Origin of the sequence: Pseudomonas sp. MF6394 (assembly GCF_002018845.1) — a bacterium.
GTDB classification, from domain to species: domain Bacteria; phylum Pseudomonadota; class Gammaproteobacteria; order Pseudomonadales; family Pseudomonadaceae; genus Aquipseudomonas; species Aquipseudomonas lactis.
The window spans coordinates 127937-153629 of record NZ_MVOJ01000006.1; the positions used below are offsets into that span (position 1 = coordinate 127937).

General features: G+C 61.1%; 20 protein-coding genes and 2 pseudogenes. 1 reads left to right on the top strand and 21 read right to left on the bottom strand.

Features of this window, described 5'->3' with window-relative positions:
* Positions 1-177 precede the first annotated feature (177 nt).
* From MF6394_RS09015 to hutC, 18 genes and pseudogenes are all read right to left on the bottom strand, one after another.
* Positions 178-978, bottom strand: coding sequence for a transporter substrate-binding domain-containing protein (locus MF6394_RS09015; RefSeq protein WP_047712385.1), 801 nt, complete (start codon positions 976-978; stop codon positions 178-180).
* A 179-nt stretch (positions 979-1157) separates the two neighbouring features.
* Positions 1158-3736 (bottom strand): annotated as a pseudogene (gene mdoH / locus MF6394_RS09020) (glucans biosynthesis glucosyltransferase MdoH); the annotation flags it as partial.
* A complete protein-coding gene (locus tag MF6394_RS09025) occupies positions 3729-5465 on the bottom strand; it encodes a glucan biosynthesis protein G (RefSeq protein ID WP_032897635.1) in 1737 nt (578 codons plus the stop codon). The pseudogene mdoH and the gene MF6394_RS09025, both read right to left, overlap by 8 nt.
* A 267-nt stretch (positions 5466-5732) precedes the next feature.
* A complete protein-coding gene (gene dtd, locus MF6394_RS09030; RefSeq protein ID WP_003187854.1) occupies positions 5733-6170 on the bottom strand; it encodes a D-aminoacyl-tRNA deacylase in 438 nt (145 codons plus the stop codon).
* Positions 6167-7138, bottom strand: coding sequence for a prolyl aminopeptidase (gene pip, locus MF6394_RS09035; RefSeq protein ID WP_014716544.1), 972 nt, complete (start codon positions 7136-7138; stop codon positions 6167-6169). The genes dtd and pip overlap by 4 nt, the downstream gene beginning before the upstream one ends.
* A gap of 103 nt (positions 7139-7241) precedes the next feature.
* Positions 7242-7361 (bottom strand): annotated as a pseudogene (locus MF6394_RS34530) (alpha/beta hydrolase); the annotation flags it as partial.
* A gap of 146 nt (positions 7362-7507) precedes the next feature.
* Positions 7508-8308: an N-formylglutamate deformylase gene (gene hutG, locus MF6394_RS09040; RefSeq protein WP_047712382.1), complete on the bottom strand. Its 801-nt coding sequence runs from the start codon at positions 8306-8308 to the stop codon at positions 7508-7510.
* Positions 8309-8320: 12 nt separating this feature from the next.
* Positions 8321-9526, bottom strand: a complete 1206-nt coding sequence (hutI, locus tag MF6394_RS09045; RefSeq protein WP_078466529.1) for an imidazolonepropionase — start codon at positions 9524-9526, stop codon at positions 8321-8323.
* A 15-nt stretch (positions 9527-9541) separates the two neighbouring features.
* Positions 9542-10951 carry an amino acid permease gene (locus MF6394_RS09050; RefSeq protein ID WP_014716540.1) on the bottom strand — a complete coding sequence of 470 codons (1410 nt, stop codon included), beginning with the start codon at positions 10949-10951 and terminating at the stop codon, positions 9542-9544.
* Between the two features lie 163 nt (positions 10952-11114).
* A complete protein-coding gene (gene hutH / locus MF6394_RS09055) occupies positions 11115-12653 on the bottom strand; it encodes a histidine ammonia-lyase (protein ID WP_102047763.1) in 1539 nt (512 codons plus the stop codon).
* Between the two features lie 26 nt (positions 12654-12679).
* Positions 12680-14188, bottom strand: coding sequence for a histidine ammonia-lyase (hutH, locus tag MF6394_RS09060; RefSeq protein WP_078466530.1), 1509 nt, complete (start codon positions 14186-14188; stop codon positions 12680-12682).
* 143 nt (positions 14189-14331) lie between these two features.
* On the bottom strand, positions 14332-15156 hold the full coding sequence (locus MF6394_RS09065) for a quaternary amine ABC transporter ATP-binding protein (protein ID WP_003187840.1): 825 nt from the start codon (positions 15154-15156) through the stop codon (positions 14332-14334).
* Positions 15153-16004 carry an ABC transporter permease gene (locus tag MF6394_RS09070; protein WP_003187838.1) on the bottom strand — a complete coding sequence of 284 codons (852 nt, stop codon included), beginning with the start codon at positions 16002-16004 and terminating at the stop codon, positions 15153-15155. Before MF6394_RS09070 ends, MF6394_RS09065 begins: the two co-directional genes overlap by 4 nt.
* A 71-nt stretch (positions 16005-16075) precedes the next feature.
* Positions 16076-17041: an ABC transporter substrate-binding protein gene (locus tag MF6394_RS09075; RefSeq protein ID WP_047712379.1), complete on the bottom strand. Its 966-nt coding sequence runs from the start codon at positions 17039-17041 to the stop codon at positions 16076-16078.
* A gap of 69 nt (positions 17042-17110) precedes the next feature.
* Positions 17111-18556, bottom strand: a complete 1446-nt coding sequence (locus MF6394_RS09080; protein ID WP_078466531.1) for a purine-cytosine permease family protein — start codon at positions 18554-18556, stop codon at positions 17111-17113.
* Between the two features lie 130 nt (positions 18557-18686).
* Positions 18687-20360, bottom strand: coding sequence for a urocanate hydratase (gene hutU, locus MF6394_RS09085; protein ID WP_078466532.1), 1674 nt, complete (start codon positions 20358-20360; stop codon positions 18687-18689).
* A gap of 328 nt (positions 20361-20688) precedes the next feature.
* Positions 20689-21249: a HutD/Ves family protein gene (locus MF6394_RS09090; protein ID WP_044270667.1), complete on the bottom strand. Its 561-nt coding sequence runs from the start codon at positions 21247-21249 to the stop codon at positions 20689-20691.
* Positions 21246-21956: a histidine utilization repressor gene (gene hutC, locus MF6394_RS09095; RefSeq protein WP_238597283.1), complete on the bottom strand. Its 711-nt coding sequence runs from the start codon at positions 21954-21956 to the stop codon at positions 21246-21248. The genes MF6394_RS09090 and hutC overlap by 4 nt, the downstream gene beginning before the upstream one ends.
* Positions 21957-22103: 147 nt before the next feature.
* Here hutC and MF6394_RS09100 point away from each other — a divergent pair, with 147 nt between their 5' ends.
* Positions 22104-23468 (top strand): formimidoylglutamate deiminase, encoded by a 1365-nt coding sequence (locus MF6394_RS09100; RefSeq protein WP_078466534.1) that lies wholly within the window; start codon positions 22104-22106, stop codon positions 23466-23468.
* A gap of 126 nt (positions 23469-23594) precedes the next feature.
* Here MF6394_RS09100 and MF6394_RS09105 read toward each other — a convergent pair whose 3' ends face one another.
* The 3 genes from MF6394_RS09105 to MF6394_RS09115 all read right to left on the bottom strand — a co-directional run bounded on the left by MF6394_RS09105 (position 23595) and on the right by MF6394_RS09115 (position 25680).
* The gene (locus tag MF6394_RS09105; RefSeq protein WP_078466535.1) at positions 23595-24164 is read right to left on the bottom strand and encodes a lipocalin family protein; all 570 of its coding nucleotides are present in this window, start codon (positions 24162-24164) and stop codon (positions 23595-23597) included.
* A gap of 30 nt (positions 24165-24194) precedes the next feature.
* Entirely contained in the window at positions 24195-24449 is a 255-nt protein-coding gene (locus MF6394_RS09110; protein ID WP_044270662.1) for a lipoprotein, read from the bottom strand.
* Positions 24450-24672: 223 nt separating this feature from the next.
* Complete coding sequence (locus MF6394_RS09115) at positions 24673-25680, bottom strand: class 1 fructose-bisphosphatase (RefSeq protein WP_032894007.1); 1008 nt, start codon at positions 25678-25680, stop codon at positions 24673-24675.
* Positions 25681-25693 lie beyond the last annotated feature (13 nt).

A 25693-nucleotide genomic window follows, 5' to 3' on the forward strand; every position in this document is an offset into this window, starting at 1 on the left:
AGGGCTGCGCCATTTCGGGGGGCGATCCTAACCCACTCGTTGCCCGCCACAAAGGTTTCACCGGTAAATGTTATCGGCGTGTATCGGAAAACACTGACAGCGGCCAGGCCCAGAGCAGGAGCAGACGCTTGCGCGCAGCCTCTCGCTTAGGAATTGATGTGTAAGCAGTTATGACGATCAGTCGATCTCGGCGATCCAGGCCGTGTCCCTTAACCACTTGTCATGCAGGCGATCGTAGGTGCCGTCTTGGGCGATCTGATTGAGAAAGTGGTTGATCCAATTGAGGCTGTCGTAATCACCTTTTTTCAGGCCAAACGCCAAGGGCTCAAAGGTAAAAGGTTGCTCCAGTGCCAACAAGGCACTGTTCTGTGGCCGACTCATTGCGATCAGGTTGTAGGGCGCATCATGGATAAAAGCATCGGCCTTGCCTTCCACCACCTGCCGCACGCCCTCTTCCGGGTCAGCCACACTGCTGAGCCGAGCGGATACGAGAAAGCGCTGCGCAGCGGCTTCGCCGGTGGTGCCTTGGATGGTAACGACGCGGTAACTGGCGTCGTCCAGCTCTTCAATACTGGACACCTTCGCGCCCAGGCGCGGATGCAGCAGCACCGTCTGGCCCACCACGATAAAGGAGTCACTGAAGTTGAGCTTGAGGTTGCGCTCCTGGGTGACCGTCATGCCGCTGCCAATCAGATCAAATTTGTTTGCCGTCAGCCCTGGCAGCAACTCCGTGTAGGGCACCGCCACCAACTCCAGCTCTACACCCAGCGCGCGACTCATGGCGTGGAGCAAGTCAATTTCAAAGCCGACGATGCGTCCCTGCCTATCGAGCATTTCGAACGGCACGTTATTGGGGGTGGTGCCGACTTTAAGTACGCCACGGCGCACAGCGTTGTCCAGCGCGCCCGCGTAAAGCAGGCCTGCGTGTCCCCCCAGGAAAAAGCCCATCAGCAATGCCAAACAATACCTTTTGATCATGAATGCCCCCGTGGCGAGTCCAATGTGGGGGGCGATCCTAACCCAGCCGCAGGCACGGCAATACGCTTCGAACAAAGGTCTTTTGTTTCGAAATAACAAGGAGTTAGGAATAAAAAGGAAGGGGCTAAAAACGCTGTAGGACCAACGTTTGAAACACCCCCGAAGTGAGCCTTCGGGGGTGCCTGAATCAGGCCGGTTGGGCCTGGGGGGACTGTGGTTGCAGGGGCAGCAATGGCGCGTGCGGATCGGCCTTGATCGAGGCACGCCAAGCGCCGAGCCACTCGGCATGACCTTCGCTCCACACCTGCTCATGCAGGCGAGCCAAAGCCACCGGATCGCTGAGCAGCGCCAAACGTTCGCTGTTGTTGAGGCCGGCCGGGCCGACTTTCAACGCGTGGCGAACACGCTCCATGCGCAGGTACTCGATGGGCTCGGCCTCACGGTGCCGCGAGGTCGCCAAGGCGCAGGCCAGGGCGTTCTGCTGCGGGTCGACCACCGAACGCACAAAGCCGTCATTGAGGGCGTGCCAACGGTTTTCGTGGGTGTACTGCTCGGTCGACAGCAGGGCTTGCGGCGGATTGTATTCCTCAGGGATCAGGAACAGGCTCTCGTCGCGGGACTTGAGGCCCAGCTTGACCCGGCTGGAAATCACCGACACCGGGATCGACAGCATCAGCGAACCGACGATCGGCACCAGCCACCACAGGAAGCTTGGGTTCAACCACACCACCAGCAGCGCCCATAAAAAGCCCAGCACGGTTTGCGGACCGTGGCGCTTGACCGCCTCGCTCCATGGCGTGGAGTCGTCGTCACGTTGTGGCGAGTTCCAGGTAGCGGCCCAGCCGAGGAACGCAGCGAGGACGAAACGGGTGTGGAAAATCATCCGCACCGGCGCCAGCAGCATGGAGAACAGCATCTCCAGCAGCATCGACAGGGTCACCTTGAACTTGCCACCGAACTCTTTGGCGCCCTTGGCCCAGATCAGGATGATGCTGAGCAGTTTAGGCAGGAACAACAGCACGATGGTGGTGGAGAACAGCGCTACCGCCTTGTCCGGGTGCCATTGTGGCCACAGCGGGTACAACTGGCGCGGAGCCATGAAGTACTGCGGCTCCATCAGCGTATTCACCGCCAGCAACGCTGTGGACAGCACCAGAAAGAAGAACCACAACGGCGCCGACAGGTAGGACATCACGCCGGTGAGGAACACCGCACGGTGTACCGGGTGCATGCCTTTGACCAGGAACAGGCGGAAGTTCATCAGGTTACCGTGGCACCAGCGGCGGTCACGCTTGAGTTCATCCAGCAGGTTCGGCGGCAGTTCTTCGTAGCTGCCCGGCAGGTCGTAGGCAATCCACACGCCCCAGCCGGCGCGGCGCATCAGCGCGGCTTCAACGAAGTCGTGGGAAAGGATCGCACCGGCAAACGCGCCCTTACCTGGCAACGGCGCCAGGGCGCAGTGCTCGATAAACGGCTTCATACGGATAATGGCGTTGTGGCCCCAATAGTGGGATTCACCCAACTGCCAGAAGTGCAGGCCGGCAGTAAACAGCGGGCCGTACACGCGAGTGGCGAACTGCTGCATGCGCGCATACAGGGTGTCCATGCCCGACGCACGCGGCGCGGTCTGGATAATCCCGGCATCCGGCGTGGCTTCCATCAGGCGCACCAGGCTGGTCAGGCACTCGCCGCTCATCACGCTGTCGGCGTCGAGAACGACCATGTACTTGTAGTCACCGCCCCAACGACGGCAGAAGTCGTCGAGGTTGCCGCTCTTGCGCTTAACGCGGCGGCGGCGACGGCGATAGAAGATCTTGCCGAAACCACCCGCTTCGCGGCATACGTCGAGCCAGGCTTGCTGTTCGGCGATGCAGATGTCGGCGTCGTTACTGTCGCTGAGCACGAAGAAATCGAAGCGATCCAGGTCACCGGTCGCGGCCACCGATTCGAACGTTGCACGCAAACCGGCGAATACACGCGGCACGTCTTCGTTGCAGATCGGCATCACAAGCGCGGTGCGCGCATCCTTGGGAATCGGCTCGTCGCCGGCACTTTTACCGGATATACGGTATTTATCGTGACCAGTCAGCAGTTCCAGGAAGCCCATGAGCGCGGTCCAGAAACCGGCCGACACCCAGCAGAACAGAATCCCGAACATGATCAGGATGCTGGTTTGCAGGGCGTAAGGCAGTACCTGGGTGGCAGTTTGCAGCAGGGTCTGGTTGCGAATTTCGTCGAAGTCGACCAGCGACCAGCCCTGGTACGGCATGATGCCTTTCATGTACCAGCCGGCCACGATGGTCTGTCCCAGCATCAGCACCAACAGGATGTAACGACGGATCGAGCCGACGGTACGCCAGCGCGCAGCCGGCAGTACCCGCTCATCTTTCGGTGGCTTGGGCGGGTTGGTGCGACCGGTCATCCGGCGCCAACCGCGCACCAGGATGTTGGTGCGCCAAGGCTCGGGCACCACTTTGGTCCGACGGATCGGCGGCGTGGCCTTCAGGCACACGCGACCGCTGGCATCGAGCGCCAGCATCTCGGCGTCTTCCAGCTCTTCGGCGCTGTTGAGGGTCAAGCGGCGGCCAACCGACGCTTGGGCAGCGTCGGTCGGTGCGTCGAAGGTCTTGGACGACAGACGTTCGTGCAACTCGCTGAAGGACGTGCAGCCCGCCAGCTCGGCGCGCTGCTCAGCCGTCATGGGTAGATGCGCCAGGTACTCGGACAGAGTCTCTGGCTTGACTTGAGAATTACTCATCGGCAGGCAACTGATAGCTCCAGGTTTCGGTCAGGACTTGCTCGGTCTTGATCGGCTCCGGTGTGGCTGGGGCAGCCTCAGGCTGTTTGGCTTCCTTGTCCTTGGCGTCTTTCTTGGCCTGTTTCTCATGCTGCTTGGCCACGACTTTGTCGGCCTTGAGCACATGGTTGGAAACCGACTCAGGCTCAGGCTGCACGATATCTTGCACCAGCGCCGCACGCATTTCGGTCGGCTTGCTTGCGTCCTTGATCTTCATACGCAGGGTCAGGCGCCAGCCTTTGGTGTGTTCGTTGTAACGCACGCTGTTTTCAACCAGTTCGGCGTTATCACCCACGCTCACCTGGCTACGTACCGGCGCGTCCGGCAGCAGTTTCTTCAGGGACGGGCCCTCGAAGTCCACCAGGTAGGCCACGCTGCCATCGGGCTGACGGATCAGGTTGGATTGCTTCACGTCACCGGTGGAGCGCAGGGTCTGCTTGACCCAGGCACTGTCTGGCGAATGGAAAGCCGCGTCGTCCAATGTCCAGTGCAGGCGGTAGGCCACGTCCAGCGGCTTGCCGACTTCCGGCAGTTCGGCCGGGCTCCAGAAGGCCACGATGTTGTCGTTGGTCTCATCGGCAGTCGGGATCTCGACCAGGTCGACGGAGCCTTTGCCCCAATCGCCTTCAGGTTCGATCCAGGCGCTTGGGCGCTTGTCGTAGTTGTCGTCCAGGTCTTCGTAGTGGCTGAAGTTGCGACCACGTTGCAGCAGGCCGAACCCACGCGGGTTTTCGACGCTGAAGTTGCTGACCGACAGGTGTTTGGGGTTGTTCAGTGGACGCCAGATCCACTCGCCATTGCCGGCGTGGATCGACAGGCCGCTGGAGTCGTGGAGCTCGCGACGGTAGTTGAGGACCTTGGACGGCTGGTTGGCGCCGAACAGGAACATCGAGGTCAACGGCGCAACGCCCAGCTTGCTGACCTTGTCACGCAGGAACATCTGGGATTTGACGTCCACCACGGTGTCGGTGCCAGGGCGCAGGATCAGACGATAAGCGCCAGTGGCACGTGGCGAATCCAGCAGCGCAAAGATCACCAGGTGCTTGTCACCCGGCTTTGGACGCTCGATCCAGAACTCGGTGAAACGCGGGAATTCTTCGCCAGACGGCAATGCGGTGTCGATCGCCATGCCACGGGCAGACAGGCCATACACCTGGTCCTTGCCGACGACGCGGAAATAGCTGGCGCCGAGCATGGTCATGATTTCGTCTTGCTTGTCGGCCTTGTTGATCGGGAAAAGCACACGGAAACCGGCGTAACCCAACTGTTCGGTGGCTTTAGGATCAAATTTCACATCGCCGAAATCGAAACGCGTCGGGTCGTACTTGATTTCATGCACGCTGTCGGCGGTGACTTCGTTGATTTTCACCGGGGTGTCGAAATGCATCCCCTGGTGATAGAAGGACAGCTTGAACGGGGTGTTCTGATCGGCCCACTCGGCTTTTTCATTGCGGAAACGAATTTTCTGGTAATCAGCGAATTTCATTTCGCGGAATTCGTTCGGCAAATTGCTGCGCGGAGCTTCGTATTTCTGCCCAGCCAGCTCTTTTGCCTTGGCCGACACATCATCCAGACTGAACGCCCACAGTTGACCCGCGCCGAACAGGCAAAACAGGGCGGAGCCCGTCACCAGTGCGTTTCGTAACCGTTTGGCAGACAATTTTGGTGCATTACAGGGACTAACAATCACGAGCAACCCTCGCCGAAAACAGATCAAAAAACCAACTGCCAGCTATCTATATGCCAGGTTGGCGAGCAATGTTCCGACTCCTCTGGGGCAAAATGATTCCCCACGCGGTTGTCGGACAAGGCTCTACCTAAGTCAAAAATGGACCAAACAACGCTGATCCCCGTAGCGCGCGATTATCTAGTAGCCCGCGAGACAACGCATCAGGGGCAGCGAAGTATTTGTAGCGAAACCCTGCGTTTTTAGGCATTAACGTCGTTTTTCATACATTCATGTCTGTAAGAGGAAGGTCACAGGGCCATCATTGACCAAGTGCACCTGCATATCCGCGCCAAAACGCCCTGACGCCACCTTGCCATGCAATTGTTGCGCTTGTAACAACAAGTGATCAAAAAGCGCCGCTCCCAGGGCCGGTGGAGCCGCTGTGGAGAAGCTGGGCCGCAGCCCGCTTTTGGTATCCGCCGCCAAGGTGAACTGCGACACCAGCAGCAAACCGCCGCCGATGTCCTTGAGGGACAGGTTCATCTTGCCCTCCTCGTCACTGAACACCCGATAGTTAAGCAGCTTGTGCAGCAGTTTGTCGGCGCTTTCGGGGGTATCTGAAGGCTCGACGGCCACCAGTACCAGCAAACCCTGGTCGATCGAGCCTACCACCTCACCCGCGACCTCGACCCGGGCGCCACGCACCCGCTGCAACAGGCCCTTCATGCTTCTTCAGGCGGCAGGTCGAGCAAGCGTCGGGCCATTTCGCCGGTCGCGCGTACCAGCGCGTCAGTGATACCCGGCTCGGATGCCGCATGCCCGGCCTCGCGGATCACCTGCAACTCGCTGTTGGGCCAGGCCTGATGCAGTTCCCAGGCGTTATCCAGCGTGCAGATCATATCGTAGCGGCCATGGATGATGACGCCAGGCAGATGGGCGATCTTGTGCATATCGCGAATCAGCTGGTTGGGCTCCAGGAAGGAGTTGTTGGTGAAGTAATGGCATTCGATACGTGCGATGGACAAGGCGCGCTGCGGCTCGGAAAACCGCTCCACATGCTGTGGGCTCGGGCACAGGCCCAGCATGCGGCCTTCCCAGCCCGACCAGGCTTTGGCCGCGTGCATCTGGGCGATCTGGTCATTGCCGGTCAGGCGCTTGTGGTAAGCGGCGATCATGTCGTGGCGCTCCTCCACCGGGATCGGGGCCACGTAGTCCTGCCAGTAATCCGGGAACAGACGGCTCGCGCCCTCCTGGTAGAACCAGCGAATATCCTGGGGGCGGGCGAGGAAGATGCCGCGCACGATCAGGCCGAGCACACGCTCGGGATGGGTTTGCGCGTAGGCCAGGGCCAGGGTCGAGCCCCAGGACCCGCCGAACAGCACCCATTTGTCGATGCCCAGGTGCTCGCGGATGCGTTCAAGGTCGGCGACCAGATCCCAGGTGGTGTTGTTCTCCAGGCTCGCCCTCGGCGTGGAACGGCCGCAGCCACGCTGGTCGAAGGTGACAATATGGTAGAGGTTCGGGTCGAAATAGCAGCGGCTCTGGGCGTCGCAACCGGAGCCGGGGCCGCCATGGATGAACACGACAGGCAAGCCTTCGGGGGAGCCACTTTCATCGACATACAGGGTGTGGGTGTCATCGACAGCCAGATCGTGCCGGGCGTAGGGTTTGATCTGCGGGTACCAAGTCTGCATTGCGTGCTCCGTAGGGTGTCGGGTTCATCCCTGGGGGGACGTCTATTATTTTGCCGTTTGGCATCATAAACCCGAATTGTGCAATGAGCATGTCCTTGAGCACTTAGACCTGTGTCAGCAGTTCGCGCCTCAGGTAACCAAGCAGATAGTCATACAACCGATCCACCTCCGGCACCTGGCCGCATGCCCGCAAACAACCGTGGACCAGCCCTTTGCCGGGATGGCGGTGTGTCAGTTGATAAAAGTGTTGCTGAACCACCGTTATCGCAGGCAAGCCAGCTCCCACATTTGGAGCGCATTCTCATGATAGAGCGCGGTCAAGCGTGGGAGCGGGCTTGCTCGCGAAAGCTATTGCAGCAGCACCAACAATTACCGGTAGTGCTTCTGCCCCCAAGCCAACAGCCCTTCCAGCAACTGCCTCAACACCACCTGCGTCGGCTCGGCCAAATCATGGCGATAACGGAACGGCTCGAACTCCTCCATATAGGTGCTCTGGCACAACTCCAGCTGCACCGCATGGATATCCTGCGCCGGGTTGCCGTAGTGACGGGTGATATGGCCGCCCTTGAAGCGCCCATTCAGCACATGGGTGTATTGCGGATGCTGGGCGCAGATGGCTTCCAGCTGGCTGGCCAGCTGCGGGTCGCACGCAGCGCCGTTGAAGGTACCCAAATTGAAGTCCGGCAATTTGCCGTCAAACAGGTGCGGGATCACCGAGCGGATCGAGTGCGCGTCGAACAGCAACGCATAACCGAACTCGGCCTTGAGGCGTGCCAGTTCTTCTTGCAGTTGACGGTGGTACGGCCCCCAGATTTTTTGCAGGTAGCTGGCCCGCTCTTCGTCGGAGGGCGTTTGCCCTTCACGGAACAACGGCACGCCGTCGAACAGCGTCTCGGGGTACAGGCCGGTAGTAGCGCCGGCATACAGCGGCGTGTTGTCGGAAGGCCGGTTGAGGTCGATGACAAACCGCGAGTACTGCGCAGCCAGGGTGCTGGCGCCCAGTTCTTCGGCAAAGTCATACAACAGGGGGATATGCCAGTCGGTGTCCGGCAGGCTTTGCGCCTCGGGGATCAACCCGTCCTGGACCGCAGGGGTGAGGCGCAGGCCGGCGTGGGGCATGCTGATCAGCAGCGGTACACGGCCTTGTTTGAATGTCAGAACCTTATCCACAACAGCATCCTCTCAAACAGTGACATCGACGCCGTGGCGCACGACGCGTTTATCCAGTTCGCCACCCAGCCAGTAGGCCAGGTCGGCGGGGCGGTCGATCTGCCAGGCGACAAAGTCCGCGACCTTGCCCACTTCCAGGGAACCATGGGTATCACCCAGCCCCAACGCGGTGGCCGCGTGTTGCGTGGCGCCGGCCAGGGCTTCTTCCGGGGTCATGCGGAACAGGGTGCAGGCCATGTTCAGCATCAGCCGCACCGACAGTGCCGGCGAGGTGCCGGGGTTGAGGTCGCTGGCGATAGCGATCTTCACGCCGTGTTTGCGCAGGGCCTCCATGGGCGGCAGTTGGGTTTCACGCAGGAAGTAAAAAGCGCCCGGCAGCAACACGGCGACGGTGCCAGCAGCGGCCATGGCGATGGCGTCTTCTTCGGTCATGAATTCCAGGTGGTCGGCCGACAGCGCGTGGTAGCGCGCCGCCAGGCTGGAGCCGTGCAGCGATGAGAGCTGCTCGGCGTGCAGCTTCACGGGCAAGCCAAGCTGTTGGGCAACCTTGAATACGCGCTCGACCTGTTCGGGGGAAAAGGCCAAGTATTCACAGAAGGCATCCACCGCATCCACCAGCCCTTCTGCTGCCAGCGCCGGCAGCATCTCCTTGCAGATGTGCTCAATGTAGTCGTCGGCACGGTCCTTGTACTCCGGCGGCAACGCGTGGGCGGCCAGGCAGGTGGCGCGCACGCTGACCGGCAGTGCTTCACCCAGACGCCGGGCCACGCGCAGCATCTTGCGTTCGTTGGCCAGGTCCAGGCCGTAGCCGGACTTGATCTCCACGGTGGTCACGCCGTCACGCAGCAAACTGCGCAGGCGCTTTTCGGCACTCGAGAACAGCTCATCTTCGCTCGCCGCACGGGTTGCGCGCACCGTACTGGCAATGCCGCCGCCCTTGGCCGCAATCTCGGCGTAGCTGACGCCTTCGAGGCGCTGCTCGAATTCGCCGCTGCGATTACCACCAAACACCGCATGGGTGTGGCAGTCGATCAGCCCGGGGGTGACCCACGCGCCTTGCAGGTCATGCACCTGGGCGTAATCCGCCGTCGGCGCCTGGCTGCGGGGGCCGACCCACTCGATGAGCGAGCCGGCAGTCACCATGGCGGCATCCTCGATGATCGAGTATTTGCCGTTGGCCATGGTTGCGACGTGGCAGTGTTGCCAAAGCGTTTTCATCAACGCCTCCCTAAGTTATCGATGAGACAAAACCGGGTCGTAATCGACCTTGGCCGTTTGCCCGGCGGCAGGCTTGACCCACAGCCAGTAGGCGATGATCAGCAGCACGATCCACACGGCGCCCACCATCAACGCCGCCTGGGTGTCCGGGAAGTAACCGAGTACACCAAACACAAACAGCATGAACACAATGGCCGCTGCCGGCGCATAGGGCCAGAACGGCACCGGGAATTTCAGTTCGGCGACCTGTGCCTTGGTCATGGAGCGGCGCATGGCGACCTGGGTAAACAGGATCATCAGCCAGACCCACACGGTGGCGAAGGTGGCAATCGAGGCGATCAGCAGGAACACGTTTTCCGGGATCAGGTAGTTGAGCACCACACCGCCGAGCAAGGCGGCGCCCATGACCACCACGGTCATCCACGGTACGCCCTGTTTGGACAATTGCGCGAAGCCCTTGGGCGCCTGCCCTTGTTGAGCCAGGCCGTACATCATGCGCCCGGCGCCGAAGATGTCGCTGTTGATCGCCGACACCGCCGCCGAGATCACCACGATGTTAAGGATAGTCGCCGCCGAGCCAATCCCCAGGTTGCTGAAGATCTGCACGAACGGGCTGCCCTGGCTGCCGATCTGCGGCCACGGGTAGATCGCCATCAACACGAACAGGGTAAGCACGTAGAACAGCAGGATACGCAGCGGCACCGCGTTGATCGCCTTGGGGATCACGCGCTGCGGGTCCTTGGCTTCACCGGCGGTGATGCCGATGATTTCGATGCCGCCAAAGGCGAACATCACCACCGCAAACGAGGCAATCAACCCGCCGATGCCGTTAGGCATGAAGCCACCGTGGGCCCACAGGTTGCTCAGACCGCTGGCCTGGGTTTCGCCTGCCGAGTGAATGCCGAACAACATGATGCCGAAGCCGCCGAGGATCATCGCCACAATGGCGCCGACCTTGAGCAGCGACAGCCAGAACTCCATCTCGCCAAAGACTTTGACGTTGCACAGGTTCAGGCCGCCGATCAAAAACACGATGCCCAGCACCCAGACCCAACGGGCCACTTCGGGAAACCAGAAGCCCATGTAGATGCCGAACGCGGTGACGTCCGCGAGGCAGACGATGATCATTTCAAAGGCGTAGGTCCAGCCGAGGATAAACCCGGCCATCGGCCCCAGGTAGGTGCTGGCGTAGTGGCCGAAGGAGCCGGACACCGGGTTGTGCACGGCCATCTCACCGAGGGCGCGCATCACCATGAAGACGGCGGCGCCGCCGATCAGGTAGGCCAGCAGCACGGCGGGGCCGGCCATCTGGATGGCGGAGGCAGAGCCATAGAACAGCCCGGTGCCGATCGCGGAACCCAGGGCCATGAAGCGAATATGTCGGGCGTTGAGCCCGCGTTTCAAACCTTTTTCTGGCTGGTGCATTTCTCTTCCCTAATTATTCTTATCCCGAGAAAAACGCGCCCTCACATGTAGGAGCGAGCTTGCTCGCGAAAAACCTGAGAGCACAGAGGGGCATCAGGTTCGTCGCGTTATCGTTGGCGATTTTCGCGAGCAAGCTCGCTCCTACAGTGGGGGCGGCGGCGTGTTAGAGGCTTGGCAGCAACTTGGCCGGCACCAGCTCATTCAGGCAGCGGCTGGCGAGCAGTTCGCTGGCGGCGTTGATGTCCGGGGCGAAGAAACGGTCCTTGTCATAGAACGCCACTTTGCCGCGCAGGATGCCACGGGCTTTTTCCAGCTTGGGCGAGGTCTTCAGGCCGTCGCGCAGGTCCAGGCCCTGGCACGCCGCGAGCCATTCCACCGCGAGGATGCCCCGAGTGTTCTCGGCCATTTCCCACAAACGCTTGCCCGCAGCTGGGGCCATGGACACGTGGTCTTCCTGGTTGGCCGAGGTCGGCAAGCTATCGACGCTATGGGGATGGGCCAGCGCCTTGTTCTCGCTGGCGAGCGCGGCGGCAGTCACCTGGGCAATCATGAAGCCCGAGTTCACCCCGCCATTGCCCACCAGAAACGGCGGCAGTTGCGACATGTGCTTGTCCATCATCAACGAGATCCGGCGCTCGCTCAGGGAGCCGATTTCGGCAATGGCCAGCGCCATATTGTCGGCAGCCATGGCCACGGGTTCGGCGTGGAAGTTGCCACCGGAAATCACATCGCCCTCGGCAGCAAAGACCAGCGGGTTATCCGACACCGCGTTGGCTTCTACCACCAGCACCTCGGCGGCCTGGCGCAATTGGGTCAGGCAGGCGCCCATGACCTGTGGTTGGCAACGCAGGGAATACGGGTCTTGCACCTTGTCGCAGTTCTGGTGCGATTGGGACACCTGGCTGCTCTCACCGAGCAGGTCGCGATAGGCCGCTGCCGAGTCGATCTGGCCGCGCTGGCCACGCGCCGCATGAATACGCGCATCGAACGGCGAGCGCGAACCCAGTACCGCTTCCACAGTGAGGCCGCCGCACGCGAGGGCGCCGGCGAACAGGTCTTCGCCTTCGAACAGGCCACGCAGGGCATAGGCCGTGGACACCTGGGTGCCATTGAGCAGGGCCAGGCCTTCTTTGGCGGCCAGGGTCAGCGGCGTGAGGCCGGCGACTTTCAGTGCCTCGGTGGCTTCCAGCCATTCGCCCTTGTGACGCGCTTTGCCTTCGCCAAGCAGTACCAAGGACATGTGTGCCAACGGCGCCAGGTCACCGGAGGCGCCGACCGAACCTTTAAGTGGAATGTGCGGGTACACCTCGGCGTTGATCAATGCGATCAGCGCGTCGATCACCTGGCGACGAATCCCGGAGAAGCCACGGCTCAGGCTGTTGACCTTGAGCACCATGACCAGTCGCACCAGCGCATCGCTGATCGGCTCACCGACGCCGGCAGCATGGGACAGCACCAGGGAGCGCTGGAGATTTTCCAGGTCTTCGCTGGCGATGCGGGTCGAGGCCAACAGGCCAAAACCGGTGTTGATGCCATAGGCGGTGCGGTTCTCGGCGAGAATCTGCTCCACACAGGCAACGCTGGCTTCGATCTGGGCCGAGGCGCTGTCATCCAGGCTGAGGGTTACTGGCTGCTGGTAGATGGCACGCAGTTGGGCGAGGCTCAGTTGGCCTGGAATCAGGTTTAGCGCAGTCACATTCATTCTCCTTGTGAATTGTTCTTAGGTGTTCAGTGCAAATTCGGTAATGCAGTGTCTTTAAGCAACTGGGCAGCGGCGGCAATATCCGGCGCCAGCCAGCGGTCCTGTTCATAGGCGGGGACCACTTCGCGCAGCAGCCGCCAGGCGCGGTCGGTACCGGCGCCGAAGCGCTGGTCCTTGAGAAACTCGAAAGCCTGGGCCGCCAGCAGGTACTCGATGGCAAGAATCTGGGTGACGTTGGCCAGCACTTGGTGCAGCTTGAGCGCGGCATTGGTGCCCATGCTCAAGTGGTCTTCCTGCAGGCCCGAGGTGACGAAGTTGTCCAGCACCGCAGGTTGCGCCAACTGGCGGTTCTGCCCACACAAGGACGCGGCGACGTACTGCACGATCATCATTCCGGAGTTGACGCCCGGGTTGCTCACCAGAAAGGCTGGCAGGCCGCTGACATGCGGGTTGACCAGGCGGTCCAGGCGGCGCTCGGCCACCGAGCCGATCTCGGCCATGGCGATGGCGAGCATGTCGGCCGCCAACGCGACGGACTGCCCGTGGGGGTTGGCCTGGGACACCACGCGGTAATTGTCCGGCGTGCCCAGCAGCAGCGGGTTGTCGGTGGCGCTGTTGAGTTCGGTCTCGATCTGGCGCGTGGCGTGCTCCACCTGGTCGCGGGCCGCGCCGTGGATCTGCGGGATCGAGCGAATGCTCAAGGCGTCCTGGGTGCGAATACCTTTACTGCTGGCAATCACCTCACTGCCGTCGAGCAGGGCACGCAGGTTGATACCTACATGCTGCATGCCCGGGTGCGGCTTGAGGGCGATGATGGCTTCGTCGAAGGCGTCGATCTGGCCGCGCTGGGCTTCGAAACTCATGGCACCGATCACGTCGGCCCATTGCAGCAAGTGATGCGCATCGGCCAGGGCCAGGCAGCTCAGGCCGGTCATGCACGGCGTGCCGTTGACCAGGCACAGGCCGTCCTTGGCGCCGAGTACCACGGGCTGCAAACCTTCAGCGTGCAACGCGTGTTGCGCCGTGACGATCTGGCCGCGGTAGCTCACATTGCCGACGCCCAGCAGGGCCACGCCGATATGGGCCATGTGGGTCAGATACCCCACCGAGCCTTGGGACGGCACTTGCGGGGTGATGCCATGGTTGAGCAGCGCCAGCAGCGCGTGCACCACCTGCGGATGCAGGCCGGACTTGCCGTGGCTGTAGTTGATGATCGCCGCGCAGATGATCGCGCGGGTCTGCTCATCGCTGAGCACCGGGCCGACGCCGCAGGCGTGGCTCAGCAGCGTGTTGCGCGACAGTTGGCTCAGTTGCTCGGTCTTGAGCGAGACGTTGCACAGCGCGCCCAGGCCGGTGTTCACGCCATAGGCGCGCTCACCGCTGGTGACGATGCGCTGCACGATGGCTTGGGCATTGTCGATGCGCGCCCAGGCGTGGCCGGAGAGTTCGAGCATGGCGCCGTGACGGGCAACGGCGGTGACGTCCTGCCAGCGCATTGGGGTGTCGGCGATGATGATTGTTGTTGCCTGGGACATCGTTGACCTCTTCATAATCTCTACAGCATTGCCGGCCTCATCGCGGGCAAGCCCGGCTCCCACATTTGACCGATGTGAACCCAATCAAGTGTGGGAGCTGGCTTGCCTGCGATGGCGCCAGCCGATTCACCACACAGCCCGGATCAGACCACCGCCGCCCGCCGCTGAACAAAGCGGTCCACATACTCATCCGCCGGCGAGTGCAGAATCTCTCGCGGGGTGCCGACCTGGATCAGCTTGCCGTCCTTGAGGATCGCAATGCGGTTACCGATGCGCACAGCCTCGTCGAGGTCGTGGGTGATGAATACGATGGTCTTGTGCAGGGTCTTTTGCAGCTCGAGCAATTGATCCTGCATCTCGGCGCGGATCAACGGGTCGAGGGCGCTGAAGGCTTCGTCCATCAGGATGATGTCGGTGTCGGCCGCCAAGGCGCGGGCCAGGCCCACGCGCTGGCGCATGCCGCCGGACAGCTGGTGCGGGTATTTGTTTTCGTAGCCCTTGAGGCCCACGGTTTCGATCCAGTGCAACGCACGTTCGGCGCAGACCTGCTTGGTCTCGCCACGCACTTTCAGGCCGTAGGCAACGTTGTCGAGCACGCTCTTGTGCGGCAGCAGGCCGAAGCTCTGGAACACCATGCTGATCTTGTGCCGACGGAATTGGCGCAGGGCTTCCATGTCCAGTTGCAGGATGTCTTCGCCGTCCACCAGGATCGCGCCGCTGGTGGGGTCGATCAGCCGGTTGAAGTGGCGCACCAGGGTGGATTTGCCCGAACCCGACAAGCCCATGATCACAAAGATCTCACCGGTGCCGATGCTCAGGGACAGGTCATTCACACCGACCACGCAACCGGTCTCGGCCAGTACCTGGTCCTTGGTCTTGCCCTGGCCGACCATGGCCAGCGCATCCTGGGCGCGCGCGCCGAAAATCTTGAAGACGTTTTTGACTTCGATTTTGCTGACAGTCGTCATTTGCTCGCCTCATGCCGTGGGCGGCCATAAGCCTGGGTAATGCGGTCGATGACCACTGCAAGAATCACGATCGCCAGCCCGGCTTCAAGGCCACGGCCGACGTTGAGGGTCTGGATGCCGACGAGCACGTCTTCACCCAAGCCACGGGCACCGATCATCGAGGCGATCACCACCATCGATAGCGCCATCATGGTGGTCTGGTTGATACCGGCCATGATGCTTGGCAGCGCCAGCGGCAATTGCACGCCGAACAGTTGCTGCCAGCGGTTGGCACCGAAGGCGTTGATAGCTTCCATGACTTCGCCATCGACCTGGCGAATACCCAGATCTGTGAGGCGGATCAGCGGCGGCGCGGCGTAGATCACCGTGGCGAAAATCGCCGGGACCTTGCCCAGGCCGAACAGCATCAGCACCGGGATCAGGTACACGAAGCTGGGCATGGTTTGCATGATGTCCAGCAACGGCATCAGCACCGAACGCAGGCGATTACTGCGCGCCGACAGGATGCCCAAGGGGATGCCGATCAACACCGAGATCACCGTGGCCACCATCATCAATGCCAGGGTTTGCATCAGTTTGTCCCACAGGCCAACCGCGCCCACCAGGAACAGCAAGCCGACAATTACCGCGGTGGTCACCACCTTGCGGGTGGCGTGCCAGGCAATACCGCCGACGATGGCCAGCATCAGCCACCAGGGCGCCGCGCGCAGCAGGCCTTCCAGGTTGACGATGGCCCACAGCAGCGTGTCGGAGATGTGCCGGAACACATCGCCGTAGTTGGTGACCAGTGCGTCCACCCAACCGTTGACCCAGTCGGCGATGGAAAAGGTAAAACTCTCAGGAAACATATCGTGCTCTCGATCCAGTGGGTTGTGGCCAGCCGCCCGGCCACCCTTGAGGGTAGCCGTGCACCCTTGACCTACAAGGCCGCGTCGATTTTCTTGGCTGCGTCTTCGCTCACCCAGGCGTGCCAGACTTCAGGATGTTCCTTGAGGAATATTTTCGCCAGTTTCGGCGACTCGATCCGCTCCTTGGCCATGCGGCCCAGGTTCTGGTTCAGCAGGTCGATGGGCAGGTTGACCTTTTCCAGCACGGCCACCAGTTCCGGGGCTTGCTCGTGGAAAGTCTTGGACAGGCCGACTTTGATGCTCACGCTTTTATCCACGCCGGGCTTTTCTTCCAGCTTGACCAGGTCGACCTGGCCCATCAGCGGTGTCGGTGACCAGTAGTAGAACAGGATCGGCTCGCCGCGCTTGTAGCTCGACAGCACCGCCGCATCCAGCGCCGGGCCGGTGCCCGGGCGGAAGTTGGTGTAGGTGCTTTCCAGGCCGTAGCTCTTGAGCATTTCGCTGTTGTCCAGCTCGCAGGTCCAGCCGGCCGGGCAGTTGTAGAAACGGCCCTTGGACGGCTCTTCCTGGTCCTTGAACACCGAGGCGTACTTGGCCAGGTCGGCGATGTTTTTCAGGTCCGGCGCCTTGGCTTCCAGCTTGCGCTTGGCGTCGCCTTCGATCACATAGCGCGGCACGTACCAGCCTTCGACCGCGCCGACCACCGGAGCCCCGACGCCCACGACTTTGCCGGCCTTCTCGGCTTTGTTCCAGACCTCGCTGCGCCCTACCCACTCCTCGGCGAACACTTGGATGTCGTTACTGCCCAGCGCGTTTTCCATGGTGATGGAGTTGCCCGGCAGGCTGTCGGTTTTACAGTCGTAGCCTTTTTCCAGCACGGTTTGCAGGATGTCGGTGAGCAACATGCCGCTTTCCCAATTCAGGCCGGCGAATTTCACCGGCTTGCCGGATTCACACCAGCCGGCCGCCTGGGCGCCGGCACTTGCCAGCACGCCAGCGGCGAACAAAGTAGCCAGCAAGGTCTTATTCATAGTCATTGTTGTGACGCTCCCAATCATGAAATGGATTACGGCAGTCAGTAGGCGTCCTGCCCTGTCCACGTCCCATCAGGCTTGTGCAGCCAGCTCGTTTGTTATGGGTGAAGCGCCCTGCTCTTTTGGCAGGATCAGGTGATCGGGTACCGTGCCATGCCATTTTTTCGCACACACGTAATACAGGGCCGCCGGCAGTACCAGGCCGATGATCCAGGAGATATCCACATCCCCTAGCGCGGCCACCAGGGGGCCGGTGTAGAACTTGGTGGAGATGAACGGCAACTGCACCAGCACGCCGAATACGTAGACGCTGATGCCCAGCAGGTTCCAGCGGCCGTAGCGACCGTTCGGGTCGGCCAGCGCCGGCACGTCATAACGCTCGCGGGTGATGCAGTAGTAATCCACCAGGTTGATCGCACTCCAGGGCGTAAAGAACGCCAGCAGGAACAAGATGAACGACTTAAATGCACCGAGGAACGAATGCTGGCCGAGCAACGCGATCAGCGTGGCCGTGCCGACAATCAACAGCACGAACACCAGACGCTGCAGCCGCGTGACTTCCAGGCGCCCACGAAAGCCGCTGATGATAGTGGCGATGCACATGAAGCTGCCGTAGGAATTGAGCGTCGAGATGGTGACCTTGCCGAACGCGATGCTGAAATACAGCAACGCAGCGGTGGCCCCCGTGCCGCTCAAGCCCACGATGTACGCCACCTCGTGGCCGGCAAACTGCCCGTTGGACATGGCCGCGGCAAACACGCCGAGGACCATCGCCACTTGGGCACCGATGACCGAACCTGCGCCAGCAGCCAGAAAGGTTTTCACCGATGACGTGCGGCTCGGCAGATAACGCGAGTAGTCCGCCACGTAAGGGCCGAAGGCGATCTGCCAGGAGGCCGCAAGTGACACGGCCAAAAGGAAGCTGCTCCAGCTGAAGTGGCGGATTTGCAGGAGCGCGCCAACGTCGGTCTGGCTCATCAGGCGGCTGAACAGGTACACAAAGGCAATCACGCCAATGACGCTCGCGACACGGCCGATGAAGTGGATCACCCGGTAACCCAGCACCGTAACAAGCACGATGACACTGGCGAAGATCAGGATGCCTACGCTGTCGCTGACCCCGAACAACTGGCCCAGCGCCTGGCCCGACAGCACGGTACCGGTGGCGGTGAAGCCCAGGTACATCAAGCACACCAGCACGATCGGAATGGCCGCGCCGTAAACGCCGAACTGCACCCGGCTGGAAATCATCTGCGGCAGGCCAAGCTTGGGCCCTTGCGCCGCATGCAGCGCCATGACGCCACCGCCGATCAGTTGACCGATGAGCAAGCCGATCAACGACCAGAACACATCACCGCCCATCACCACGGCCAACGCCCCGGTGACAATCGCAGTGATCTGCAGGTTGGCACCCATCCACAGGGTGAATTGACTGAATAGACGACCATGTCTTTCCGCTTCCGGGATGTAGTCGATCGAACGTTTCTCGATCAACGGGGTGGTGTCGTTTGCAGCCATGTTGTTCAACCTCTGATGGATTGTTCGATGCTTTTCTGTAGGAGCGAGCTTGCTCGCGAAAAATGTACATTCAACGCAGCGAGGCGCCTGGAATACCTTCGCGAGCAAGCTCGCTCCTACAGTGGGTGCGTCAGCCGTTGATCATCGGCAGGTTCAGGCCCTGCTCCTTGGCGCAGTCGATAGCAATCTGATAACCCGCATCGGCATGGCGCATCACCCCGGTCGCCGGGTCGTTGTGCAGCACGCGGGCAATCCGCTCGGCCGCTTCGTCAGTACCGTCGCAGACAATCACCATCCCCGAGTGCTGGGAGAAGCCCATGCCCACACCACCACCGTGGTGCAGCGAGACCCAGGTGGCGCCGCTCGCGGTGTTGAGCAAGGCGTTGAGCAGTGGCCAGTCGGACACAGCGTCGGAGCCGTCCTGCATGGCTTCGGTTTCGCGGTTCGGGCTGGCGACCGAGCCGGAGTCCAGGTGGTCACGGCCGATCACGACCGGCGCGGACAGCTCGCCGCTGCGCACCATTTCGTTGAACGCCAGGCCCAACTTGGCACGCTGGCCCAGGCCGACCCAGCAGATACGTGCCGGCAGGCCCTGGAAGCTGATGCGCTCGCGGGCCATGTCCAGCCAGTTGTGCAGGTGGGCGTCGTCCGGGATCAGTTCTTTGACTTTGGCGTCGGTCTTGTAGATGTCTTGTGGGTCACCGGACAGCGCCGCCCAGCGGAACGGGCCGATGCCACGGCAGAACAGTGGGCGGATGTAGGCCGGTACGAAACCTGGGAAGTCGAACGCATTTTCCACGCCCTCTTCCTGGGCCATCTGGCGGATGTTGTTGCCGTAGTCGAAGGTCGGGATGCCTTGCTTCTGGAATTCCAGCATGGCTTTAACGTGTACGGCCATCGACTGCTTGGCAGCCTTGATCACGGCGGCTGGCTCGGTCTTGGCGCGGGCGCGGTATTCGTCCCAGGTCCAACCGGCCGGCAGGTAACCATTGAGTGGGTCGTGGGCGCTGGTCTGGTCGGTGACCATGTCCGGGCGCACGCCACGCTTGACCAGTTCTGGCAGGATCTCTGCGGCGTTGCCCAGCAGCGCGATGGAGATGGCCTTGCCTTCCTTGGTGTATTTGGCGATGCGCGCCAGGGCGTCGTCGAGGTCGGTGGCCTGCTCGTCGACGTAACGGCTGTTCAGGCGGAAGTCGATGCTGACTTGCTGGCACTCGATATTCAGCGAGCAGGCGCCGGCCAGGGTCGCGGCCAATGGCTGCGCGCCGCCCATGCCGCCGAGGCCGGCGGTGAGCACCCAACGGCCGGTCAAGTCGCTGTTGTAGTGCTGGCGGCCGGCTTCGACGAAGGTTTCGTAGGTGCCTTGAACGATGCCTTGGCTGCCGATGTAGATCCAACTGCCGGCGGTCATCTGGCCGTACATGGCCAGGCCCTTGGCATCCAGTTCGTTGAAATGCTCCCAGCTGGCCCAGTGCGGCACCAGGTTGGAGTTGGCGATCAGCACGCGCGGGGCGTTGCTGTGGGTCTTGAACACGCCGACCGGCTTACCGGATTGCACCAGCAGGGTTTCGTCGTCGTTAAGATTGGTGAGGCTCTCGACGATCTGGTCGTAGCACTCCCAGTTACGCGCCGCACGGCCGATACCGCCGTACACCACCAGTTCCTTGGGGTTCTCGGCCACTTGGGGGTCGAGGTTGTTCATCAGCATGCGCAGCGGCGCTTCGGTCAGCCAGCTTTTGGCGGTGAGCTTGTTACCGCGGGCGGCGCGGATTTCGACGTCACGGTATTTTGTAGGCTTGGTCACAGCTAGGACTCCTCGGCGAACGATGCGCGGACATGGATGGTGCGAGGTCTTACGCACACATCTTTACTTGTATGTACAAGCATATGCAATCGAGCGGCCAACTTTTGAAATGAGCCCTGCAGATTTTTTTCGCAGGTGCGCACACGCCTTGATAATCAAGGCTTGGCGGCTTGATGAAATTTCTTACGGAGGCGTTTTACAGCAGAGAGGATTTGTCACGACAGCGTGGCTTTGCGTCACGCTGGGGCGTTCGGTAACAAATTGGTGCGCGGTCTTGGGAACAGCGCACAAACAAATGTGGGAGCTGGCTTGCCTGCTCCCACAGTTTTTAACCGCGCGCGGTCAGTTCGATGATGCAGCAGCGGCCAGTGACAGAGATATCCAGCAGGCCCGTGTTACCGTCCACTTGGAGGCAGTCATGGTGGCCGAGCTTCTCGCCCAGCACCTTCACTTCGTCCGCCACGCTGAACACCAGCACCGTCTGCGCGGAGCTGAAAAACTGCTGCACACCATCCACCCACTGCAAGCGTGCATGGTAACGCTGTGGCGAGTAGATCAGGTTGAAGTCGCGGATCGGCCCGGTGATCAAGCGGCACGAAACCTGGCTTTCACCCAGGAACGCGAACGGCTGCAACGGTAACAACCCGCGCTGTTCCTCGCCGTCTACGGTCAACACCATGCCCGCGCCCTTGATCACCGTGATCACGCGCTGGTAACCGGCAAAGCTGGAAAACCCACCCGACTCGGCGATATCGGCAATCGACAAACGCCAGCCAAAGCCCTCCAGGCCGGTGCCGGCGTCGCGACTGATTTCTTCGGTACTGCCGCCGCCGTTCTTCCACGGCATGCGCACGTAGTCGGCGGCACGCCAGACGTTGATCTTACTCATTTACTGAAGCGTCCTTCGAGGCTGTGACGGGAACCGGGGTGGATCAACCGCGCCGCAGTCACCGGCTGGCGACCCGACCAGGTGCGTCGGCGAATCAACAGGCACGGCTCGCTCGGCTCGATCTGCAACAACTTGCACTCGGCGGCATCGGCGAGGATCGCCTCAACCACATGCTCGCCCTCAGTCAACGGCGCGACCAGGTTCAAATAGGCATACGGGGTTTGCTGGGTGAAGTCCTGCTGCAGGTATTGCGGCGCGACCAGGGCGTTGACGAAACGGTCTTCGATTTGCACGGGAATGTCGTTCTCGTAATGCACGATCAACGAGTGGAACACCCGCCCGCCTTCGCGCATTTCCAAGGCGACGGCGCGCTCGGAGCCGGCGGCCTCTTCGCCCAGGGTGATCACCTGGCAGGTGTGCCGATGCCCGCGGGAGGCGATTTCATCGGCGATGTTGTGCACTTCAAACAGGGCTGACTGGCTTTTAGGCTCAGCCACGAACGTACCGACGCCTTGCATGCGCACCAGCAAACCTTCAGCGGTCAGCTCGCGCAGGGCGCGGTTGATGGTCATGCGGCTGAAGCCCAACTGGCTGACCAGCTCGCTTTCCGACGGCACGCGGTAATGGGGCGGCCAGTTGCCGTTGAGGATCTGCTGGCTGATCATCTGTTTGACGCGGGCATACAAGGGCGCCGGACTTTCGTCCATGTGGGCAGCCAGCGAAGAGTTGGCGGGCGGAGTCGGCACAGGGAATCCTTGCGGGGGAAAAAGATGCATAGATTGCCGGAGTTTACCGAGCAGGCAAACGTCTGTATATGTATATACAAATAAACACACGACCGGGGTGCCTTGATCATGTCCGCTTTCTTTGCCGAACGCGCACTGCTGCCTAATGGATGGGCCAATGATGTACGTCTTGAAGTCAGCGCCGATGGCCTGCTGACAAAGGTTGAGCCCAATGCCAGTGCAGAAGGCGCCGAACGGCTCAGGGGCCCGGTGTTGGCGGGCATGCCGAACCTGCACTCCCATGCCTTCCAGCGCGCCATGGCGGGCTTGGCCGAAGTGGCTGGCAACCCCAATGACAGCTTTTGGACTTGGCGCGATTTGATGTACCGCATGGTCGGCAAGATCAACCCCGAGCAGTTACAGGTCATCGCGCGCCAGCTGTATATCGAAATGCTCAAGGCCGGCTACACCTCAGTGGCCGAGTTTCATTATGTGCATCACGATCTCAGCGGCCAGCCCTATGCCGACCGTACGGAACTGTCCCGCCAGATCAGCCAGGCGGCCGCCAGCAGCGGGATCGGCCTGACCTTGCTGCCGGTGCTCTACACCCACGCAGGCTTTGGTGGCCAGGCGCCAAATGAAGGCCAACGACGGTTTATCAACAGCACAGAACACTACCTGGACCTGCAAGCCCGCTTGCAGCCCATTCTGGCGGCACAACCAGCGCAGCAACTGGGCCTGTGCTTCCATTCCCTGCGCGCCGTCACCCCCGAACAAATCCACACCGTGCTGGCCGCCAGTGACAAGGCCTGCCCGGTGCATATCCACATCGCTGAACAGCAAAAAGAAGTCGACGACTGCCTGGCCTGGAGCGGCAAGCGCCCGTTGCAATGGCTGTATGACAATGTCGAGGTGGATGAGCGCTGGTGCCTGGTGCATGCCACCCACGCCGATGCCGATGAAGTCACCCGCATGGCCAACAGCCGAGCGATTGCCGGTTTGTGCCTGACCACCGAAGCCAACCTGGGCGATGGGATTTTTCCGGCGGTGGACTTCCTCGCCCAAGGTGGGCGCATGGGTATCGGCTCCGATAGCCATGTATCACTGAGCGTGGTGGAAGAATTGCGTTGGCTGGAATACGGCCAGCGACTGCGTGATCAGCGGCGTAATCGGCTGTACCGCAGTGATCAACCGATGGTGGGTCGCACGCTGTTCGATGCTGCGCTGGACGGTGGCGCACAAGCGCTGGGCCAGCCGATTGGTCGACTGCAAGTGGGTAAGCGTGCGGATTGGATTGTGCTGGACGGTAGCGATCCGTACCTGGCGACGGCCAGTGAGGATGGGATTCTCAACCGCTGGCTATTTGCCGGCGGTGATCGGCAAGTGCGCGATGTACTGGTCAATGGCAAGTGGGTGGTGCGAGATGGGCATCATGCTGGCGAAGAAGACAGCCGCCAGGCATTCACCCAGGTCCTGAAGGACTTGCTGAACTAACGGCCAATCCATAACAACTGTGGGAGCTGGCTTGCCTGCGATACAGACAACTCGGTGCATCAGTTACACCGGGTTGATGCTATCGCAGGCAAGCCAGCTCCCACATTGGATTGAGGATACTCAGCATTACTGAGAGGACTTTGCCATCTGCTTGTCCGAGGTACGCCAGATCAATCGCGTGGTGTCATACCCTTGCTGTCGCGCCCTGCTCAGCAAGTCTTCGCGGGTCTCGGCACTCACCGTCAGCGTGCGCGACAGGATCCACATATAGCGCCGGCTCGGGCTGCCGACGATGGCGGTCTTGTAGTCATCGCTGACGTACAGCACCCAGTAGTCGCCCTTGGCAACGCCCGGCAACAGTGACGTAAACCAGTTATTGAATTCCACCCACAGCTTGTCGGTCTTGCCTGGTACCTGCGGCGTCGCCGTGCCTTTGGCCTCTTGCCACTTCCACTCAGGCGTCAGGCAGCGGTTGAACACCGACATGTCACCATCAGGCAGCAAGGTATAGCGGGCTTCGGATTGCGCACAGTTGCGCTGAAAGTACATCGGCAACCGGGCCAACTCATACCAGGTGCCCTGGTAACGCTTGAGGTTGACGTTGCTCGCCGTCTTGGGTTGCAGATCATCGCCAGAATGGCTGGCACAGCCCGCCAAAAACAGGCTGGCGCAAAGGAACAAAACAAAACGCATCATTCTTCTTCTCCCGCAGGCTCGCGCCCCGGTTTACTTCAGGCCTTGCCCGGAAAACATCAGAACTTTGTCACCGGCGTACTGCACGCTGATAAAGCTGCTTTTATCGCCCCAGGTGCAGCTGGACATGCCCAGTGCGCCGGAACAATCGGTTGGCTTGCCCAGCAACGACTCCACCTCGGCCTTGGCCATGCCGGCTGAGAGCTTTTGGTAGTTTTCTTGGGTGACCTTGCTGCAAGCGGCTAAGAGCACGCAAAAAGCCAGCAGGGCGAGACGGCGTATAGACATGGAAAAGCTCCTGGAGAGACAAAGCAGCTGGGGTATCTGCCAGAAGCTTAGAAGGGAAAAGGGGTGTCTGGTTCCCGACGAGCGAAAACAAAAAAGCCCCGAAAACGCTGAAACGTTTCGGGGCCCAGGGTAGGAGCGAGCTTGCTCGCGAAGAACATTAATGATGACGCGGGCTGTCTGGATGCCCGCGTTGCCTGTCAGCTTTTCGCGAGCAAGCTCGCTCCTACTTGTGATAGGCCGTCACGCGCTCAACTTCTTCCTTCGAACCCAGGAACACCGCCACACGCTGGTGCAGGCCTTCTGGCTGGATGTCGAGGATGCGCTGGTGGCCGTCGGTAGACGCACCGCCTGCCTGTTCAACCAAAAACGACATCGGGTTGGCTTCGTACATCAGGCGCAGTTTGCCCGGCTTGGACGGCTCGCGGCTGTCGCGTGGGTACATGAACAGGCCACCACGGGTCAGGATGCGGTGCACGTCGGCAACCATCGCGGCTACCCAGCGCATGTTGAAATTCTTCTTCAACGGGCCTTCTTCGCCTTCCATCAGCTCGTTGACGTAGCGCTTCACCGGTTCTTCCCAGTGGCGCTGGTTGGACATGTTGATGGCAAATTCCTGGGTAGAAGCAGGAATCGAAATGTCTTCGTGGGTGAGTACGAAGCTGCCCATTTCACGGTCCAGGGTGAAGCCTTTGACGCCATCACCCAGGGTCAGCACCAGCATGGTCTGTGGGCCGTAGATCGCGTAGCCGGCAGCCACTTGCTCAGTGCCTGGCTGCAGGAAGGCCTTTTCGTTCAGGGCTTCGTTCTGGCTCAGGTATTCGTTGGGGCAACGCAGTACCGAGAAGATGGTGCCGACCGGTGCGTTGATGTCGATGTTGGACGAACCGTCCAGTGGGTCGAATACCAAGAGGTATGCGCCCTTCGGGTATTTACCTGGGATCTGGTAGGCATTGTCCATTTCTTCAGACGCCATGCCAGCCAGGTGGCCGCCCCATTCGTTGGCTTCGAGCAGGATTTCGTTGGACAGCACGTCCAGCTTCTTCTGCACTTCGCCCTGCACGTTTTCAGTGCCCATGCTGCCCAGGACACCGCCCAGTGCGCCTTTGGAAACGGCGTGGCTGATTTCCTTGCAAGCACGCGCCACCACTTCGATAAGGAAGCGCAGATCGGCAGGCGTGTTGTTGCTGCGGGTCTGCTCGATCAAATAGCGACTCAAGGTAACGCGGGACATGGACGGCTCCGGA

Excerpts from the sequence above, each read along its gene's own strand:
- MF6394_RS09115 (WP_032894007.1), bottom strand. The coding sequence starts at position 25,680 with ATGTCCCGCGTTACCTTGAGTCGCTATTTGATCGAGCAGACCCGCAGC.
- MF6394_RS09050 (WP_014716540.1), bottom strand. The coding sequence starts at position 10,951 with ATGCACCAGCCAGAAAAAGGTTTGAAACGCGGGCTCAACGCCCGACAT.
- MF6394_RS09070 (WP_003187838.1), bottom strand. The coding sequence starts at position 16,004 with ATGTTTCCTGAGAGTTTTACCTTTTCCATCGCCGACTGGGTCAACGGT.
- hutH (WP_078466530.1), bottom strand. The coding sequence starts at position 14,188 with ATGTCCCAGGCAACAACAATCATCATCGCCGACACCCCAATGCGCTGG.
- hutC (WP_238597283.1), bottom strand. The coding sequence starts at position 21,956 with ATGGACGAAAGTCCGGCGCCCTTGTATGCCCGCGTCAAACAGATGATC.
- MF6394_RS09065 (WP_003187840.1), bottom strand. The coding sequence starts at position 15,156 with ATGACGACTGTCAGCAAAATCGAAGTCAAAAACGTCTTCAAGATTTTC.
- MF6394_RS09075 (WP_047712379.1), bottom strand. The coding sequence starts at position 17,041 with ATGACTATGAATAAGACCTTGCTGGCTACTTTGTTCGCCGCTGGCGTG.
- dtd (WP_003187854.1), bottom strand. The coding sequence starts at position 6,170 with ATGAAGGGCCTGTTGCAGCGGGTGCGTGGCGCCCGGGTCGAGGTCGCG.
- MF6394_RS09015 (WP_047712385.1), bottom strand. The coding sequence starts at position 978 with ATGATCAAAAGGTATTGTTTGGCATTGCTGATGGGCTTTTTCCTGGGG.
- MF6394_RS09110 (WP_044270662.1), bottom strand. The coding sequence starts at position 24,449 with ATGTCTATACGCCGTCTCGCCCTGCTGGCTTTTTGCGTGCTCTTAGCC.
- MF6394_RS09100 (WP_078466534.1), top strand. The coding sequence starts at position 22,104 with ATGTCCGCTTTCTTTGCCGAACGCGCACTGCTGCCTAATGGATGGGCC.
- hutH (WP_102047763.1), bottom strand. The coding sequence starts at position 12,653 with ATGAATGTGACTGCGCTAAACCTGATTCCAGGCCAACTGAGCCTCGCC.
- pip (WP_014716544.1), bottom strand. The coding sequence starts at position 7,138 with ATGCAGACTTGGTACCCGCAGATCAAACCCTACGCCCGGCACGATCTG.
- hutI (WP_078466529.1), bottom strand. The coding sequence starts at position 9,526 with ATGAAAACGCTTTGGCAACACTGCCACGTCGCAACCATGGCCAACGGC.
- MF6394_RS09090 (WP_044270667.1), bottom strand. The coding sequence starts at position 21,249 with ATGAGTAAGATCAACGTCTGGCGTGCCGCCGACTACGTGCGCATGCCG.
- MF6394_RS09080 (WP_078466531.1), bottom strand. The coding sequence starts at position 18,556 with ATGGCTGCAAACGACACCACCCCGTTGATCGAGAAACGTTCGATCGAC.
- MF6394_RS09105 (WP_078466535.1), bottom strand. The coding sequence starts at position 24,164 with ATGATGCGTTTTGTTTTGTTCCTTTGCGCCAGCCTGTTTTTGGCGGGC.